The organism is Amycolatopsis sp. lyj-346, from assembly GCF_046548975.1.
Classification (GTDB): domain Bacteria; phylum Actinomycetota; class Actinomycetes; order Mycobacteriales; family Pseudonocardiaceae; genus Amycolatopsis.
In genome coordinates this window covers 291894-310392 of record NZ_JAJPWT010000008.1, presented here as the reverse complement: position 1 = coordinate 310392, position 18499 = coordinate 291894, and the positions used below count along the sequence as shown (strand labels likewise).

General features: G+C 74.6%; 6 protein-coding genes. 2 read left to right on the top strand and 4 right to left on the bottom strand.

Annotation, left to right across the window (positions count from 1 at the left end):
* Window position 1 precedes the first annotated feature (1 nt).
* Complete coding sequence (locus ACLJQE_RS24540) at window positions 2-13453, bottom strand: SDR family NAD(P)-dependent oxidoreductase (RefSeq protein WP_410641676.1); 13452 nt, start codon at window positions 13451-13453, stop codon at window positions 2-4.
* Between the two features lie 251 nt (window positions 13454-13704).
* On the opposite strand from ACLJQE_RS24540, the gene ACLJQE_RS24535 reads away from it, so the two are divergent.
* Together ACLJQE_RS24535 and ACLJQE_RS24530 are read left to right on the top strand one after the other, a co-directional pair.
* A complete protein-coding gene (locus ACLJQE_RS24535) occupies window positions 13705-14460 on the top strand; it encodes a hypothetical protein (RefSeq protein ID WP_410641675.1) in 756 nt (251 codons plus the stop codon).
* The gene (locus ACLJQE_RS24530) at window positions 14457-15482 is read left to right on the top strand and encodes a 3-dehydroquinate synthase family protein (protein ID WP_410641674.1); all 1026 of its coding nucleotides are present in this window, start codon (window positions 14457-14459) and stop codon (window positions 15480-15482) included. The genes ACLJQE_RS24535 and ACLJQE_RS24530 overlap by 4 nt, the downstream gene beginning before the upstream one ends.
* A 24-nt stretch (window positions 15483-15506) precedes the next feature.
* Here ACLJQE_RS24530 and ACLJQE_RS24525 read toward each other — a convergent pair whose 3' ends face one another.
* Genes ACLJQE_RS24525 through ACLJQE_RS24515 form a run of 3 tightly spaced genes read right to left on the bottom strand, consistent with a single transcriptional unit; the run spans window position 15507 to window position 18459 of the window.
* Window positions 15507-16193 (bottom strand): HAD-IA family hydrolase, encoded by a 687-nt coding sequence (locus ACLJQE_RS24525; protein WP_410641673.1) that lies wholly within the window; start codon window positions 16191-16193, stop codon window positions 15507-15509.
* Window positions 16190-17302: a Gfo/Idh/MocA family protein gene (locus ACLJQE_RS24520; protein WP_410641671.1), complete on the bottom strand. Its 1113-nt coding sequence runs from the start codon at window positions 17300-17302 to the stop codon at window positions 16190-16192. Before ACLJQE_RS24520 ends, ACLJQE_RS24525 begins: the two co-directional genes overlap by 4 nt.
* Window positions 17299-18459, bottom strand: a complete 1161-nt coding sequence (locus ACLJQE_RS24515; protein WP_410641670.1) for a DegT/DnrJ/EryC1/StrS family aminotransferase — start codon at window positions 18457-18459, stop codon at window positions 17299-17301. The genes ACLJQE_RS24520 and ACLJQE_RS24515 overlap by 4 nt, the downstream gene beginning before the upstream one ends.
* Between the last annotated feature and the right edge of the window lie 40 nt (window positions 18460-18499).

Sequence of the window (18499 nt, the reverse complement as noted above, 5' to 3'; positions counted from 1 at the left end):
GTCAGGACAGCCCGAAATCGTTGTCGAGCAGTTCGAAGAGGTCGTCGTCGCTGGTCGCGTCGAGGTTCAGCGGCTCGTCACCGCGGGACCCGCTGCCGGTGGCCTTCCACTGGGTGGTCAGCGTGTCGAGCCGCGCCGAGACGGCCAGGTGCAGCTCTTCGTCGAAGGCCTTGGTGAACAACGCCGCCTCGAGCTTGTCCAGCTCGGCCAGGATCGGCGGGGCCCCGGGTCCGCCGTCCACGGCGAGCCGCTCCAGCAGGTGGTCCGCGAGCGCCGCCGGGGTCGGGTAGTCGAACACCAGCGTCGCCGGCAGCCGCAGGCCCGCGACGTCGGCGAGCCGGTTGCGCAGTTCGACGGCCGTCAGCGAGTCGAAGCCCATCTCCTTGAACGCCTGCCCGGCTTCGATCGCGCCGGTCCCGGGGTGCCCCAGCACCGCCGCGGCGTGCGCCCGGACCAGGCTCACCACCATTCCGGCCCGTTCGTCGGCGTCCAGCAGCGCGAGGGTGCCCGCCAGCGACTCGGCGGCCGCGTGGCCGCCGCCCGCCGCGGGGCGCTCGCGCCGCACCAGCTCACGCAGCAGCGGGGACGGCTGCCCGGACTTCGCCAGGCCGCCGAGGTCCAGCTTCGCCGGCACCAGCACCGCTTCGCCCGCGCCGAGACAGGTGTCGAACAGCGCGGTGGCCTCGGCCGCCGACAGCGCCCGGGTGCCGCCACGGCCGACCCGGTCGAGCTCGGTCTCGCCGAGGTGGCCGGTCATCCCGCTGGCCTGCGCCCACAAGCCCCACGCGAGGGAAACGCCGGGCAACCCGTTCTCCGCGCGAAGCCGCGCCAGCCCGTCGAGGAAGCCGTTGGCCGCCGCGTAGTTGGCCTGGCCCGCGCTGCCGAACAGGCCCGCGGCCGAGGAGAAGAGGGCGAACACCGCGAGCTCGGTCCCGCGGGTGAGCTCGTGCAGGTTCCAGGCGGCGTCGACCTTCGGCCGGAACACGGTGTCGACCAGGTCCGGGGTCATCGTCGAGACCATGCCGTCGGCGAGCACACCGGCCGCGTGGACCACGCCGGTGAGGGGGTGTTCGGCGGGGATCGCCGCCAGCACGGCCGCCAGCGACTCCCGGTCGGCAGCGTCCGAGGCGATCACTTCCACGCTCGCGCCCAGCTCGGTCAGCTCGGCCGTCAGGGCGGCGGCGCCGTCCGCGGCCGGGCCGCGGCGGCTGGTGAGGACCAGGTGCCGGACGCCGTGCCCGGCCACGAGGTGCCGGGCGAGGGCGGCGCCGAGCGTTCCGGTCCCGCCGGTGATCAGCACCGTGCCGCCGGGGTCGAGCGGCCGGGCGGGTTCCGGGACGGCGTCGAGGACTCCGGCCAGCCGCGGCGCGTGCAGTTCGCCCTGCCGGATGGCCAGCTGGGGCTCACCCGACGCGACGGCGCCGGGCAGCGCCGCCCGCCAGTCGCCGCCGCCGTCTTCGACGTCGACCAGCACGATCCGGTCCGGGTGCTCCGCCTGCGCCACCCGCACCAGGCCCCAGACCGCGGCGGCGGCCGGGTCGCCGGCGCCGGTGAAGGCGTTCCGGGTCACCACGACGAGCCGGCCCGGTTCCGTCCCCCCGAGCCAGGAGCGCAGCGAACTCAGCACATCGACGGTCAGGGCACGCGCGCCGGCCGGCCCGTCGTCCGGGGCGCCGGCGCTGAAGTCGGCGACGACGAGCTCGTCCGCCGGGCCGGGCTTCCCCGCGGGCACCGGCACCCAGTCGACGCGGAACAGCGACGACCGCGGTGAACCGGCGCGCAGCAGCCGGTCGGTCGAGGTGGGCCGCAGGGTCAGCGAGCCGATCGACGCGACCGGTGAACCGGTCTCGTCGGTGATTTCCAGTGCGACGCCGTCGGTGCCCGCCCGCGTCGAGTGCACCCGCAGCGCGGCGGCTCCCGAAGCGTGCAGCGTGACGTCGGCCCAGGCGAAGGGCAGCAGCACCTGGCCCGGCTCGACCGCGGGCAGGACGCCGAAGTTCGTCGTCTGCAGCGCGGCGTCCAGCAGCGCCGGGTGCAGGCCGTACCGGCCCGCCTCGGCTCGCAGCTCGCCGGGGAGCGCGACCTCGGCGAACACGTCCGCGCCCCGCCGCCAGACCGCGCGCACGCCTTGCAGCGCGGGGCCGTACTCGTAGCCGGACTCGGCGAGCCCGGCGTAGAACCCTTCGGTGTCCACGAGTTCCGCGCCGGCGGGCGGCCAGTTGCGCAGCACGGTGCCCGGGGTGGCCGGCTTCGCCGTCAGGATTCCCCTGGCGTGTCCCTCCCAGTGCGACTCGGGCGGTGCGCCGGCAGGACGGGAGTGCACGGACACCGACCGGCGGCCGTTTTCGTCCGGTCCCGAGACGGTGACCTGCACCGCGACGCCGCCCGGCGCCGGCAGGACCATCGGCGACTCGAGCAGCAGCTCCTCGACCACGCCGCAGCCCACTTCGTCCCCCGCGCGGACGACCAGCTCCACCAGCGCCGTGCCGGGCAGCAGGGTGGCGCCGGAGACCACGTGGTCGGCCAGCCACGGCTGGGTGCCGACCGAAAGCTTGCCGGTGAAGACGACCCCGCCGGACTCCGGCAGCGCCAGCACCGCGCCGAGCAGCGGGTGCCCGGCGGACTCGAGCCCGGCCGACGTCACGTCACCGGCGGCGGGAGCCGCGGGAAGCCAGTGCCGCTGCCGCTGGAAGGGGTAGGTCGGCAGGTCGACCCGGGTCGCGCCGTCAAACAGCGACGGCCAGTCGACCTGCACGCCCCGGACGTGGAGCTCGCTCACCGAGGTCAGGAACCGGGCCAGGCCACCGTCGCCGCGCCGCAGCGACCCGGTGACCACGCCGGTTTCGCCCTCGAGGATCTCCTGCAGGCTCGGGACCAGCACGGGGTGCGGGCTGACCTCCACGAAGATCCGGTGCCCCCCGGCCACCAGCGCCTCGGCCGACGGGGCGAACCACACCGCGTGCCGCAGATTCCGGTACCAGTACCCGGAATCCAGCTCGGTGGTGTCCATCCACCGCTGTTCGGCCGTCGAGTAGAACGGGATTTCGGCCGCCCGCGGCACGATCCCTTCGAACGACGTCAGCAGCTCGTCTTCGATGGCCTCCACCTGCGAGGTGTGCGACGCGTAGTCCACCGGGATCAGCCGGGCCCGCGCTCCCGTCGCGGCGCAGCGCGCGACCAGCTCCTGCAGTGCCGCCGGTTCGCCGGCCACCACGACCGACGCCGGCCCGTTGACCGCCGCCAGTTCGACCCGGCCGTCCCACTCCGGCAGCAGGCCGGTGACCTCGGCGGCGGGCAGGCCCAGCGCGGCCATGCCGCCGAGGCCGGCCAGCCGCCGCGAGATGACCCGGCTGCGCGTCGCGACGAGTTTCGCCGCGTCCGCCAGCGAGAGCGCGCCCGCGACGCAGGCCGCCGCCAGCTCGCCCTGCGAGTGGCCGATCACCGCGTCGGGCCGGACGCCGCAGGACAACCACAGGTGGGCGAGCGACACCATGACGGCGAACATCACCGGCTGGACGACCTCGGCCCGGTCCAGCGACGGCGCGTCCGGTTCCTGCCGGAGCACCGCGAGCAGGTCCCATTCCACGTGGGGCGCGAGTGCCGCGGCACAGTCCGCGATCCGCCCGGCGAAGACCGGCGACGAGTCGAGCAGCCGGGCGCCCATGCCCGCCCACTGCGCACCCTGGCCGGGGAACACGAACACGGTCTTGCCGGTCACGTCGGCCGTGCCGGTGACGATCTGCCGCGCCGTCTCACCCGCGGCCAGCGCCCGGGTGCCCGCCAGCGCGTCGTCGAGGTCGTTCGCGACCACGACGGCACGGTGCTTCATCGCGGTCCTCGTGGTCGCCAGCGACAGGGCGACATCCACCGGACGGCGCCCCTCGGCGGCGGGCACGAGCCGCGCGGCCGCGGCCCGCAGCGCTTCGGGAGTGCGCGCGGAGAGCACCCACGGCGTCGCGGCCGGCCGGGGGCTTTCGCTGGCCTCGGCGGGAAGATCCGGCGCGGGTGGCTCTTCGAGGATCACGTGCGCGTTGGTTCCGCTGACGCCGAACGAGGACACGCCGGCCCGGCGCGCACGATCGGCCTCCGGCCACTCCCGCGGCCGGGCCAGCAGCTCGACCGCGCCGGCGGTCCAGTCGACGTGGGACGACGGCCGGCCGGCGTGCAGCGTCGCCGGAAGCCGGCCGTGCCGGAAGGCCTGGACCATCTTGATCACGCCGGCCATGCCGGCGGCCGCCTGGGTGTGTCCGATGTTGGACTTGACCGACCCGAGCCACAGCGGGTGCTCCCGGCCGCGGCCGTAAACCGCTTGCAGTGCCTGCGCTTCGATCGGGTCGCCGAGCGTCGTGCCGGTGCCGTGGGCCTCGACCGCGTCCACGTCGGACGGCGTGAGCCGGGCGTTCGCGAGCGCCGCCCGGAGCACCCGTTCCTGGGACGGCCCGCTCGGGGCGGTCAGGCCGTTCGACGCGCCGTCGTGGTTGATCGCGGATCCCTTGAGCAGCGCCAGCACGGGGTGCCCGTGGCGGCGCGCGTCCGAGAGCCGCTCCACGACCAGGACGCCGACCCCTTCGGCCATGCCGAAGCCGTCCGCGTCGTCGGAGAACGGTTTGCACCGCCCGTCGGGGGCGAGGCCGCGCTGCCGGCTGAACCCGATGACCCCCTCGAGCGAGGTCATCACCGAGACGCCGCCGGCGAGCGCGAGCGAGCACTCGCCCTGGCGCAGCGCCTGCGCGGCGAGGTGGAGGGCCACCAGTGACGACGAGCAGGCCGTGTCCACCGTGAGGGCGGGGCCTTCGAGCCCGAGCGCGTAGGACAGGCGGCCGGACAGCACGCTGCCGGCCTTGCCGATGACCAGCAGGCCGTCGTCCGCGTGGGCCGGGGCCGACGAGCCGTAGTCCTGCCCGTGGGTACCGACGAACACGCCGGTGCCGGTGCCGCTCAACCGGGCCGGGTCGAGCCCCGCCCGTTCGAAGGCCTCCCACGACACTTCCAGCAGCAGCCGCTGCTGCGGGTCCATCGACGCGGCTTCACGCGGGGAGATCCCGAAGAAGCCGGCGTCGAAGTCGCCGATGCCGTCGAGGAACCCGCCACCGCGCACGTAGGTCTTGCCCACCGCGTCCGGGTCCGGGTCGTACCGGGTGGCGACGTCCCAGCCGCGGTCCGCGGGCAGCTCGGTGATGGCGTCGCCGCCGGCGTCGACCAGCCGCCACAGTTCCTCGGGTGTGCTCACCCCACCCGGGAAGCGGCAGCTCATCCCGACGATCGCGATCGGTTCGCCGTCCGCGGCCGCGAGCACCGTGACCGGCGCCTCGGCCGCCGGAGCGTGGTCCCAGAGCTCGCCGGACAGGTACGCGGTCAGCGCCTTCGACGTCGGGTGGTTGAAGACGACCGTCGCCGGCAGCCGGATGCCGGTGACCGAGCAGAGCCGGTTCCGCAGCTCGACGGCGGTCAGCGAGTCGAAGCCCAGCTCCTTGAACGCCCGGCCCGGATCCACGTCCCCGGGGCCGGCGTAACCGAGCACGGCCGCCGCGTTGGCGCGGACCAGGTCGAGCAGGGCCGCTTCGCGGTCGCCCTCGGGCATCGTCGCCAGCCGGGCCACCGGAGCGGCGTCGCCGGGCACGGCGCCGGTGTCCGGCGTGGCCGTGGGGACGAGGGCGCGCAGGATGGCGGGCACTTCGGCGCCGCGGCGGACGGCGGGCAGGTCGAGCCGGACCGGGACCAGCGCGGGTGGTCCGGCTACGAGCGCGCTGTCGAACAACCCCAGCGCGTGCTCGACCGGGAGCGGCAGCGTGCCGCCCCGGGCCATCCGGGCCCGGCCGGCCGAGCCGATCCGGCCGCCCATGCCGGCGTCTTCACCCCAGAGCCCCCAGGCCAGCGAGACCGCGGGAAGTCCCTGCGCCCGCCGATGGCGCGCGAAGGCGTCCAGGAAGGCGTTGGCCGCGGCGTAGTTCGCCTGTCCCGCGCCGCCGAAGGTCGACGACACGGACGAGAACAGCACGAACGCCCGCAGGTCGAGGCCGAGGGTCAGGTCGTGCAGGTGACAGGCGGCGTCGACCTTCGGCCGCAGCACCGCGTCCCACTGAGCGGGTTCCAGCGACGTCAGAACGCCGTCGTCCACCACGCCGGCGATGTGCACGACCGCGGCCAGGCGGTCGGCGATCGAGCCGATCACCTCCGCCATGGCGTCGCGGTCGGCGACGTCGGCCGCGACCGACCGCACCGCCACCCCCGTTCCCGCCAGCTCTTCGACCCATTCGCCGGGCGCGCCGGAGCGCGACACCAGCACCAGTTCGGAAACTCCGTGTGCGCGGGCGAGGTGTTCGGTCACGTGCCTGCCGAGCCCGCCCGTCGCGCCGGTCACCAGCACGGTGCGGCCGGCGAGGACCGGCGGTGCGGGGCTCGCGGGCACGTCGGCGCGCTTCAGCCGGGGCACGAACACCCGGCCGTCCCGGACCGCGACGTGCGGCTCGCCGGGGCCCGCCGAGAGGGCGGCCCGGATCACGGCGTCGGTGAGCTCCCCGGTCTCGAGCAGGGTGAACCGTCCCGGGTGCTCGGTCTGCGCGGTGCGCACCAGCCCCGGCACCGTGGCCTGCGCCAGGTCACCGTCGTCGACGGCGACCACCAGGCGGGCCGACGCCCGCCGCGGGTCGGCGAGCCACTCCTGCAGGGCGGTCAGCACCCGGAGGCCGGCCGCGTGCGCCCGCCGTTCGACCGGCAGCGCCGGGTCACCGCCGTCCGGGCCGAGCACGACGACCTCCGCCGTGTTTCCCTCCGGCAGCTGCGCGTGCCGCTCCCAGTCCACTGTGGACAGCGACACCGGCCGCGCCGGCACCCAGCCGACCTCGTACATGCCGTCGCGCCGGGCCGGCGACGCGGCCCGCACCTGGTCCGGGGAAACCGGCCGCAGGACCAGGCTGTCCACGTCCAGGACCGGCACCCCGGCGTGGTCGGTGGCGCTGATCCGGACGGCGTCCCGGCCGGCCGGGGCGAGACGGATCCGCAGGGCCCGCGCACCGCGGCCGTGCAGCCGCACACCCGACCAGGAGAACGCCAGCCGCGGCTGGTCACGGTCGGGGAAGAACCCCGAGACGCCCAGGGGGTGCAGGGCGGCGTCCAGCAGGACGGGGTGGATGCCGAACCCGCCGGTGCCGTCGGCGAGGGCCGCGTCCGGCAGCCGGACCTCGGCGTAGACGTGCTCGTCCGCCGTCCAGACCGCCTCGACCGCGTGGAACGCCGGTCCGTAACCGACGGCCATTTCGTCGTAGAAGCCCGTCAGATCGACCGCTCGCGCACCCGCGGGCGGCCACTGCTCCGGACCGGGCGCCGGGTGCGCCGCCGAAGCCGCACTGAGTACGCCGGTGGCGTTTTCGGTCCACTCGCCGGTTTCCCCGGCCCGGGTGTGCACCCGCACCGAGCGGTGGCCCTCGTCGTCGGCGCGGGCCACCGTGACCTGCAGGCCGGTCGGGCCGTCACCGAGCACGATCGGCGCGGAGATGGTGAGCTCCCCCACCTCCGGCGCGCCCAGTCGCTCGCCGACGTGGGCGAGCACGTCGAGCAACGCGGTGCCGGGCACCAGCACGACGCCGGCGACCACGTGGTCGGCCAGCCACGGCTGGCCGTCGGCCGAGAGGCGGCCGGTGAAGACCGTCAGGTCGTCGCCCGCGACCGTCACCGCGGCGTCGAGCAGCGGGTGCGCCACGGGCTCCAGCCCCGCCGCGGCCGGGATGCCGCGGCCGGTTTCCCGTGCGCGCAACCAGTAGTCGCGGCGCTGGAAGGCGTACGTCGGCAAGGCCACGACCCGCGCGTCCCCCGGGAAGGCGGCCGCCCAGTCCACCCGGCCACCCCGGACGTGCAGCTGGGCCGCCGAAGTCAGGAACCGCGCCAGGCCACCGTCGTCACGGCGCAGCGAGCCCACTCCGGCCGCCACGCTCCCGGCATCCTCGGCCGTCTCCTGGACGGCCGTGGTCAGCACCGGGTGCGAACTCACCTCGACGAAGAACCCGAACCCCTCCCCCAGCAGCGTGCGGACCGCCGGTTCGAACCGCACCGTCTCCCGGAGGTTGCGGTACCAGTACCCGGCGGCCATCCCGGCGGTGTCCAGCCACCGGCTGTCCACAGTGGAATAGAACGGCACCTCGGCCGCCCGGGGGGCGATCGTCGCGAGAACCGACGTGAGCTTCTCCCGGATCAGCTCGACCTGCGCCGAATGGGAGGCGTAGTCCACCGGGATCCGCCGGGCCCGGACTCCGTCGCGGGTACAGGCGGCCAAGAACCCGTCGAGCGCTTCGACCGCCCCGGAGACGATCACCGAACCCGGGCCGTTGACCGCCGCGACCGAGAGGTCGCCGAGCCGGGGCTCGAGCTCGTCGAGCGGGAGCGTGACCGAAGCCATACCGCCGGCGCCGGCGAGCCCGGCGGCGATCTCCTTGCTGCGCAACGCGACCACGGCGGCCGCGTCCTCGAGCGACAACGCGCCGGCCACGCAGGCGGCCGCGATCTCCCCTTGCGAATGCCCCAGCACCGCGTCGGGAACCACCCCGTGGGCCCGCCACAGCTCCGCCAGGGACACCATCACCGCGAACGAAACGGGCTGCACGACGTCCACGCGCTCCAGCGAAGGCGCGCCCTCGGCCTGCCGGACGACGTCGAGCAGCTCCCAGCCGACGTGCGGGCGCAGCGCGTCGGCGCACTCCGCCATGCGGCGGGCGAAGACCGGGGCCTCGCCGAGCAGCCGGGCGCCCATCCCGGCCCACTGCGAGCCCTGGCCGGGGAACACGAAGACGACCTTGCCGTCCACGTCGGCCGTGCCCGCCACGACCGACGGCGACGGGGTGCCGCCGGCGAGGCACCGGGCACCGGCCAGCAGCGCGTCCCGGTCTTCGCCGAGCACCACGGCCCGCCGGGCGAACACCGACCGCGTGGTCGCGAGCGAGTACCCGAGATCCGCGGGGGTCGCGTCCGAAGCACCGGCCGCGGACACCAGCCGGCCCGCCTGGGCCGCGAGCGCTTCGGGGGTTCGCGCGGACAGCAGCCACGGCACCACCCCGCCCACCCCGTCCGCCTCGGCCGGGCCGGCCGAGGCGGACGGGGTGGTCCCGGCCGGCTCGGGGACGTGCTCGAGCACCACGTGCGCGTTGGTGCCGCTGACGCCGAAGGAGGACACACCCGCCCGGCGCGGGCGCCCGGCTTCCGGCCACGGCCGGGATTCACGCAGCAGCTCGACCGCGCCGGCGGACCAGTCCACTTCCGGGGTCGGCTCGTCGACGTGCAACGTGCGGGGCAGCACCCCGGACCGCATCGCCAGCACCGTCTTGATCACCCCGGCGACGCCGGCGGCGGCCTGGGTGTGGCCGATGTTCGACTTCAGGGAACCGAGCCAGAGCGGCCGGTCGGCGGGCCGGTCCTGGCCGTAGGTCCGCAGGATCGCCCGCGCCTCGATGGGGTCGCCGAGCCGCGTGCCGGTGCCGTGCGCCTCCACGGCGTCGACGTCGGCCGTGGTCAGCCCGGCGCCGGCCAGCGCCCGCCGGATCACCCGTTCCTGGGCCGGGCCGTTCGGCGCGGTCAGCCCGTTGGACGCGCCGTCCTGGTTGACCGCCGAACCGCGCACGAGGGCCAGTACCCGGTGCCCGTTGCGCCGGGCGTCGGAGAGGCGTTCCAGCACCACGACGCCGACGCCTTCGGACCACACGGTGCCGTCGGCGCCCGCGGCGAACGACTTGCACCGGCCGTCGGGGGCCAGTCCGCGCTGACGGCTGAACTCCACGAAGACCCCGGGGGTGGCCATCACGGCGACCCCGCCGGCCAGTGCCAGCGAACATTCGCCGGCCCGCAGTGCCTGGCTCGCCAGGTGCAGGGCGACCAGCGACGACGAGCAGGCGGTGTCCACGGTGATCGCCGGGCCTTCGAAGCCGAGCGCGTACGACACCCGCCCGGACGCGACGCTGCCGGCGCTGCCGATCCCCAGGTACCCCTCGGTGCCTTCGGGCGCGTGTTCCGCGGCGGCGGCGTAGTCGTGGTGCATCATCCCGTAGAACACGCCGGCTTCGGTGCCACGGAGGGAAACCGGGTCGATCCCGCCGCGCTCGAGCGCCTCCCACGAAACCTCCAGCAGCAGCCGCTGCTGCGGATCCATCGCCAGCGCTTCCCGCGGGGAGATCCCGAAGAACTCCGCGTCGAACGCGCCGGCGTCGTAGAGGAACCCGCCTTCGCCCGTGACGGACGTGCCGGGCTGGTCCGGGCCGGGGCCGAAGAGGTCGTCGAAGTTCCAGCCGCGGTCGCGGGGGAAGCCGGAGACGCCGGTGCGGCCGTCGTCGACCAGCTGCCACAGGTCTTCGGGGGAGTTCACGCCGCCGGGCAGCCGGCAGCTCATGGCCACGATCGCGATCGGGTCCTGCCGGTCCGCGGTGACCACGGGAGCGCTCGTCCGCGATGGTCCGCCGCCGAACAGCTCCGAGTGCAGGAACCGCGCGAAGGACTCCGGGGTCGGGTAGTCGAAGGCCACCGTCGCGGGCAGGCGGAGCCCGGTCGCGTCGGCGACCACCGTGCGCAGCCGGACCGCCGACATCGAGGTGAACCCGAGCTCCTTGAACGGCAGCTCGGCCGGCAGCGCCTCGTCGGCGGGGCGCCCGGCGACCTTCCGCGTTTCGGCGCGGACGAGCTCCAGCAACGTCCGGTGGCGTTCCGGCGGCGCCATGGTGGTCAGCCGCCGACGGAGTGCCTGCCCGCCGGTGCGGGGCGCCGTCGAAGCCGGCCGCGCCGGTGCGTCGACGAGGCCGTCGAACAGCGGCGTGGCTTCGGCGAGGGAGCTGGTGTCGAGCCGCATCGCGACCACCGACGCGTGGTCGGCGGTCAGCGCGGCGTCGAACATCGCGAGGCCGTCACGCACCGGCAGGACGTTCGCGCCGGGTTCGGCCACGGTTTCCCAGGGCCCCCACGCGAGCGAAAGCGCGGGCAGGCCGGCCACCCGGCGGTGCTGGGCCAGCGCGTCGAGGTAACCGCCGTCCGCACTGTCCACTGTGGAGAAGAGCAGGAACGCGGCCAGGCCGGCGCCGGTGGTCAAGGCGTGCAGGTTCCGCGCACCGTCGACGGAAGACGCGTCGTCCTGGGTGTGCACGACCGCGGTCAGCGGGCGCTTGACCCGGCTCAGCACCCCGGCCAGCGCGTCCCGGTCGGCGACGTCGCAGGCCACCAGCGTGACCTTCGCGCCGAGGCCGGCCAGCTGCGCCTTCGCCGCCGCGGCTTCGGGGCCGGCCGCACCGTCACGGCTGATGAGGAGCAGGTGGCGGACGCCGTGCCCGGCAACGAGGTGGCGGGCCACCGCGATCGCCGGCGCGCTGCCCGCCCCGGTGAGCACGACGGTGCGCTTGCGGTCGAGCACCGGCGTGCTCGCCGGAGCGCCGGACGGCACCTCCACCCGGGCGAGCCGGGCCACCAGCACGGTCCCGGCCCGCACGGCCAGCCGCGGCTCGGCCGAGGAGGCCGCGGCCGCCAGTGCGGCGTCCGGCAGCTCACCGTCGTCGTCCAGGTCGACGAGCACGAGCCGGCCGGGACGGCGCTCCTGTTCGGCGCGAACGGCGCCCCACGTCCGGGCGCTCGCGAGATCTTCGATGTCCTCGTCCGACGCGGTCGCCACCGTGCGGCGGGTCACCACGACCAGCCGGCCCGCCGCGAACCGCTCGTCGGCGAGCCAGCCGGGCAGTTCGTCCGGGAGACCGGGACCGGCGTGCACCACGGCCACGTCCGGCACGGGCTCCCCCGCCGCGACGGCGTCGCGCAGGGCGGCCAGGTCGGCGTGCGCGTCTTCCGCACCGCCCACCCACACCACCCGCGGCGCGGCCTCGGGCCGCTCCGGCGGGGTGAGCAGCGGAACCCAGTCGACGCGGAACAACGACTCGTAGTGGCTCCGGCCGGTGGCCCGCAGCCGGCCGGGCCGGTCGAGCAGGACGTGCCGGGTGATCTTGCCCGACGGCGTCCGCGGGACCCGGGTGATCTCGTAGAGCTCCTCCGGCACCTTGAAGTAGGACAGCTTCTCCCGGCAGGCCGCGAACAGCCGCTCCGGCTCGAGCCCCCCGGGCCCGGGCACGAGGAACGCCACCGGCACCTCGCCGAGGATCTCGTGGGGTTTGCCGACCACCGCGACGTCCGCGACGCCGGGCACGCCGCGCAGGACCTCTTCGACCTCGCCGGGGTGGATGTTCTCGCCGCCCCGGACGATCAGCTCCTTGATGCGGCCGGTGATGGTGAAGTAGCCGGCGTCGTCACGCCGGGCGAGGTCGCCCGTGCGGTACCAGCCGTCGCGCAGCGCTTCGGCGGTGGCCTCCGGCTGGTTGTGGTACCCGACCATGACACTGGTGCCGCGAACCCACACCTCGCCTTCCTGGCCGGTGTCGACGTCCACACCGGACTCGGGATCGGCCAGGCGCACGCCGAGCCCCGGCACGGGCAGGCCGCACGACCCTTCGACCCGGGCGCCGGTCGGCCAGTTGATCGTGATGGACCCGCAGGTTTCGGTGCTGCCGTAGGCGTCGAGCAGCGGCGCGCCGAACGCGCTTTCGAACTCGCGGCGCAGCGCGGCCGTCGTGATCGCGCCGCCGACGAGGCACATCCGCAGGTCCGGTGCCTTGAACCCCCGCTCACGGGCGGCCCGGACCAGGTAGTGGTACATCGTCGGCACGCCGGCCAGGAACGTCGAAGACTCTTCCCGCAACGCGTCGAGCACGTCGTCGGCGGCGAACCCGTCCACGATCCGGGCGGTCGCGCCCACCGCCGTGACGCTCAGCACGCACGCGATGTGGGAAAGGCTGTGGTACAGCGGAAGCGGCCAGAGCACGCGGTCCGCCGAGGACAGTCCGGGCACCGGCACGTAGCAGGCCGCCACCGACCACAGGCAGCTCCGCTGGGTCGACAGGACGCCCTTGGGCTTGCCGGTCGTGCCCGAGGTGTAGAGCATCCAGGCCAGGTCGTCCAAGCCGAGGTCGTCACGCGCGGGCGTGGCGGGGTCCGTGCCGGCGAAGGCTTCGAACCACAGGTCGCCGTCGGGTGCCTCGGGCCCGGTGACCACGATCCGGACGTCTTCGTTGCCGCGCGTCACCCGGCGGACCTGCTCGACCCGGGACGGCTCGGTGATGACCACCCGGGCGCCGCTGTCGGCCAGCAGGTAGGCCAGCTCGGCGTCGGTCGCCTGCGGGTTGAGCGGGACACCGATCGCACTGGCCCGCGTGATCGCCAGGTAGCTTTCGACCACCTCGACGCAGTTCCCGAGGAACATCGCGGCTCGCTCGCCGGGGTGCAGCCGCAGTTCGGCCAGGTGGCCGGCGATGCGCCGGGTGCGCAGTTCGAGCTGCGCGTAGGTCACGCTCCGGCGCGCGTCGCGAAACGCGGTCTTCCCGCCGAACCGATCGGCGTGCGCCCTGATCAACTCGGGCAGCGGCCTGATCAACTCGGTTCGCAACATCTCATCACATCCGTCGACTCGGTACGCGACCTCTGCGCCGGGTGCGAAACGCGCGTCGCACACCACGTCCGGCGGGCTCGCTCAAGTCTCGCCTCTCCGGAGCGGGCGGATACCCCCTGCCCGCCCCCTACGACCTCCCTAACTTTCCACCGGAACTCCCGAATCGGCGGCACCGGTTCATGATGGCGAGGAAGGCGCGCGGCGATCCCGCAGACGCGTGACGGTGGTTCGAACGTCGACCGAGGTGACCATTGCTGACACGGAACTGGGCGTTCTTCCGGGTTCTCGGCCCGTCTTCGGCCGTCGCCGACCGCCGCATTCCCGCCATCGTGCCCGATCTGGTGGCCCACCTGGGAACGGCGGACGACGGCGGCCGATGGTACTTCCGCCGGATCCACGAGCCGGTCCCCCACTTCGGCATGTGGTTCCACACGCGACCGGACGTCCTGACCGAACTGGAACGGCGGCTGGGCACCCGCCGGGAACCCGACACCACCGGGCCCGGTGCGGACCTCGCGTGGATCGCCAGCGAATTCGCGCTCGGCGTTCTCCGCGACGGCGTCCTGCCCGCCGCGGCGCAATTGCCGGTCGCCGCGTACCTGCTGGACCGGGTGGCCGGCCTGGTGCCGGCCGCCGACCGGCGCTCGTTCCTGTTCCTCTACTGGGAACAGTGGAGCCGCGGAATGCGCCCGCAGCAGCGGCTCGCGCTGGCCGCCGACGCCGACGCCCAGGACGCGCAAAGCCTGCGTGCCGCGGGCGAGGTGTTCCTGCACGACCGGCACGAGCGCGCCGTCCGGCACTACCTCGGCAGCCTGCGGCAGGCCGTGCTGGGCGCGCCGCGGACTCCGGACCACCCACCCGCCTACCTGCTGTTCACCCACGCGCACCTGACGAACGACTGCCTCGGCATCACCACCGCGACCGAAGCGGCGGCGGCGAGGGTGCTGCGCAGCGCCCTGCCGGGCGGCCCGGTTCCCGTGCCCCCGCGAAAGGAACTCCCGGCATGACCGAGCACCACCGCGTCGACGTCGACCTCGGCGACCGCTCCTACCCCGTCCACATCGGTCCCGGGGTCCGCGACCTGCTGCCGGAGGTGGTGGCCGGGCTCGGCGCGCGGCGCGCCGTCGTGGTGACGGCCCGCCCACCGGAGCTGGTCCCCGACCCCGGCGTCGAGTCGCTGGTGCTCCCGGCGAAGGACGGCGAGCACGAGAAGACCTTGGCGACGGTGGGAGAACTCTGCGAGGAGTTCGCCGGTTTCGGGTTGACCCGCTCCGACGTCGTCGTGTCCTGCGGTGGCGGCACCACGACGGACTACGTCGGGCTCGCGGCCGCCCTGTACCACCGCGGGGTGCCCGTCGTGCACCTGCCGACGTCGCTGCTGGCCCAGGTGGACGCGAGCGTCGGCGGCAAGACCGCGACGAACCTGCGGGCGGGCAAGAACCTGGTCGGCACGTACTGGCAACCCGCGGCGGTCCTCTGCGACACCGGGTACCTGGACACGTTGCCGCACCGCGAATGGATCAACGGTTACGGCGAGATCGCCCGCAGCCACTTCATCGGCGCGGGCGACCTGCGCACGTTGCCGGTGCACCGGCAGATCGCGGCCGGGGTGGCGCGCAAGGCGGAGGTCGTGGCGGCGGACGAGCGCGACTCGGGCCTGCGCCACATCCTCAACTACGGCCACACGCTGGGCCACGCGCTGGAGCGCGCCACGAACTTCTCGGTGCGCCACGGCGAAGGTGTCTCGATCGGCACGGTGTTCGCCGGCCTGCTGGCCCACGCACTGGGCCGGATCGACGAGGCCCGGGTGGCCGAGCACTTCGCCGTGGTGCGCCATTACGGGACACCGGACGCGCTGCCGCCGGACGTCGGCCACGACGAGCTGATCACGCTGATGCGCTCGGACAAGAAGGCGGTGACCGGGCTGAGCTTCGTGCTCGACGGCCCGGCGGGGCCGGAGCTGGTGCGGGACGTGCCGGTGGCGGTCGTCGCCGGGACGCTGGCCGCGATGCCCCGGTCGCCGCGCTGAGCCACCAGCGCGGCGACCGGGACGTCACCGCGCGAAGGCGGGAAAGAAGTCCAGCAGCTCACCGGGTGCACGCAACACGTCGTCCGGCCGCGCGGCGAGCAGCTCGGCCTCGTCGCACTCACCCCAGAGGGCGGCCACCGCCCTGACCCCGGCGCCGCGGGCGCTGGCGATGTCGGTCACGGCGTCACCCACCATGATCGCGTCGCCGGCGGCGACCCCCAGCAGCTCCAGTGCCCGCAGGACGATGTCCGGCGCCGGCTTGGGGTGGGCCACCTCGTCGGAGCCGAGCACCTCGTCGAACACGCCCAGCACGCCGAGCTGGTCCAGCAGGGAGCGGGCGCGGGGGCCGCTCTTGCCCGTGGCGACGGCGAGCTTGAGCCCGCGGTCGCGCAGGGCGGCGAGCAGTGCGGGCACCCCGGGGAACAGCGGAACCAGATGTGCCAGCCGGTAGCTCTCCCGGACGAACGGCTCCTCCATCGCCGGCGGCAGCCCCATGATCCGCATGATGTCGGGGAAGTAGCGGCCGAGGTGGCGGTTGTACTCGGCGAACGGCGCCGGTCCCGGTCCCACCGCTTCCGCGTAGGCGACGGAAAACGCCCGCCGCATCACGTCGGTGCTGTCGACGAGCACCCCGTCGAGGTCGAAGATCACCGCGAGCGGGGTGGCGCCCCCGGCGCCGGTCCGGTTCTCCGTGCGCGCTCCTGGTTTCACGGCCGGGCCTGCCCCACGGGCACCGGCTGTTCCGCCGCGTCCGGCAGCCTCGCCGAGCGGTAGAGCCGTTCGATCACGTTGATGGTCCGGCCGGCTTCGCCGATGGCCTTGCCCCGGCCGGCCGGATCGGCCAGCAGGGCGGGCAGCTCGTCCAGCTGCCGCAGGTACTCGGTGCCGATCGGCTCGTCCGGGACCTCGATCGGCTCGGTCGCCCCGTCGCGGGTCAGGGTGAGCACCGAGTCGCCGGGGCGGTTCGGGCTGAACCCGAAGGTGCAGCGCAGGGTCGCCGTGCCGTGGCTGCCCTCGAGCTTGATCAGGGTGACGTCGTACTCCTCGTGCGACGCCCAGCTCGCCCGCAGCGCCACGGAAATCCCGTTCTCGGCGATCAGGAAGCCGCGCGCGGTGTCTTCGACGTCACCGGCGCCGAGGACGTCCGGCGCGTCGCCCGCACGCCACACGGCCCGCGCCTCGCCGCGGTTGACGAAGTCGGCGGACACCGTGCCGACCACCTGGGTGAACCCGACCGGGCCGATCAAGGGCACCACGGTGTCGAGCAGGTGCCAGCCGAGGTCGACCAGCGCCCCGCCGCCCGCGAACCGGCGGCGGGTGAACCAGCCGCCCGCGTCCGGCACCCCCCGGGCGCGCACCCACCCGACGTCGACGTGCCGCAGCCGTCCCAGCGACCCGGCGATCGCCTGCAGGGCCCGCACGTCGGCGCGGTACCGGGCGGCGCTGCCGGCCAGCAGCACCGCGCCGCCGTCACGCTCCGCCGCGGCGAGCTGGTCGGCTTCGGCCGAGCTCAGGCACACCGGCTTCTCCAGGAAGACGGGGATCGACTTGGCGAGCAGCCGGCTGGCCAGCGCGCTGTGCAGGTGGTTCGGCACCGCGACGACGGCGAGGTCCACCTCGGCCGGATCGAGGTCGTCGATCTCCGCCAGTACCGTGAGGCGGGGTTCGCCGCGGGTGGCGGCGGCCCGGGCGGCCGCCTCGGGCTCCACCGCCGCCACGACGTCGAACGCCGGGTGCGAACGCAGCCGCGGCAGCCAGATGGACCGGCCGGCCCAGCCCAGCCCGACCACCGCGACCCGGATCGGGGACGGCCCGCTCACGCGTGCGCCACGACGTCGGCGACGATCTCCGCGATGGTGTGCATCTGCTCCGCGGTGCCGAGCAGCGTCCGGTGGTGCAGCCAGATCGACTCCGCGCTGAGCAGCTCCGAACGGGGGCAGCGCCGGGCGATGGCGTCGGCCGCCTCCTCGGGCGCGCCCTTCTCCCAGAACCCGTCGCAGCGGTAGATCGCGCGGAATCCCGCGAAGGCGGGCAAGCCGCGGGCGATGAGCTCGTCGACCAGCTCGTTGCGCCGGTCCTCGGCCACGCCGGGCAGCCGGAACATCGCCATGTAGTGGGGGTTGCGGTCCGCGCGGTCGTCGGTGCCCTGCGGGACCACGCCGGGGATCGCGGCCAGCAGCTTCGCCAGTTCCGGCCAGCGCTGCTCGCGGGTGTCGATCTGCCCGCCGAGCCGGCCGAGCTGCGCGCGCAGCACGCTCGCGGAGAACTCGTTCATCCGGAAGTTCGAACCCGACGTGCGGTGCCGGTACGTGCGGTCGCCACGCGGGCGGCCGCAGCTGTGGCGGAGGAAGGCCTGCTCATGGGATTCGGCGTCGGGGAAGAGCACGGCCCCGCCCTCGCCCGCGGTCATCAGCTTTCCGTTCTGGAAGCTGAAGGACGCGAGCGAACCGAGGTCACCGACCTTCTTGCCCTGCCACTGCGCGCCGTGCGCGTGCGCGGCGTCCTGGAGCAGCGGGACGCCCGAGTCGGCGGACAGCTTGCCGAGCGCGTCCATGTCGGCGAACTGCCCGGCCATGTGCACCGGCATGATCGCCCGCGTCTTCGACGTCACCGCCGCGGCGGCCGCGGCGACGTCGATGCAGTAGGTGTCCAGGTCGACGTCCACCGGCACGGCGACGGCGCCGAGCCGTTGCGCGGCCTGCGACGAGGAGATGAAGGTGAAGGCCGGCACGATGACCTCGGTGCCGGGGCCGACGCCGAGCACTTCGAGGGCGAGCTCCAGCGCGTGGGTGCCGTTCGTGACGGCGAGCGCGTAGCCGGCGCCGTGGTATTCGGCGAACTCCCGCTCGAAGCTCTCGACCTCGCTCCCGCCCATCCGCCACCACTGGCCCTGTTCGAGGGCGCGGTGCAGACCGGCTCGTTCCTCGTCACCGTATTGGGGCCAGGCCGGGAACTCCAGCGGCTGCCGTGCACTCATGGTGTCTCACGCCTCCTCGGCGGATCGAATCAGCTTTTCG

Excerpts from the sequence above, each read along its gene's own strand:
- ACLJQE_RS24530 (WP_410641674.1), top strand. The coding sequence starts at position 14,457 with ATGACCGAGCACCACCGCGTCGACGTCGACCTCGGCGACCGCTCCTAC.
- ACLJQE_RS24540 (WP_410641676.1), bottom strand. The coding sequence starts at position 13,453 with ATGTTGCGAACCGAGTTGATCAGGCCGCTGCCCGAGTTGATCAGGGCG.
- ACLJQE_RS24515 (WP_410641670.1), bottom strand. The coding sequence starts at position 18,459 with ATGAGTGCACGGCAGCCGCTGGAGTTCCCGGCCTGGCCCCAATACGGT.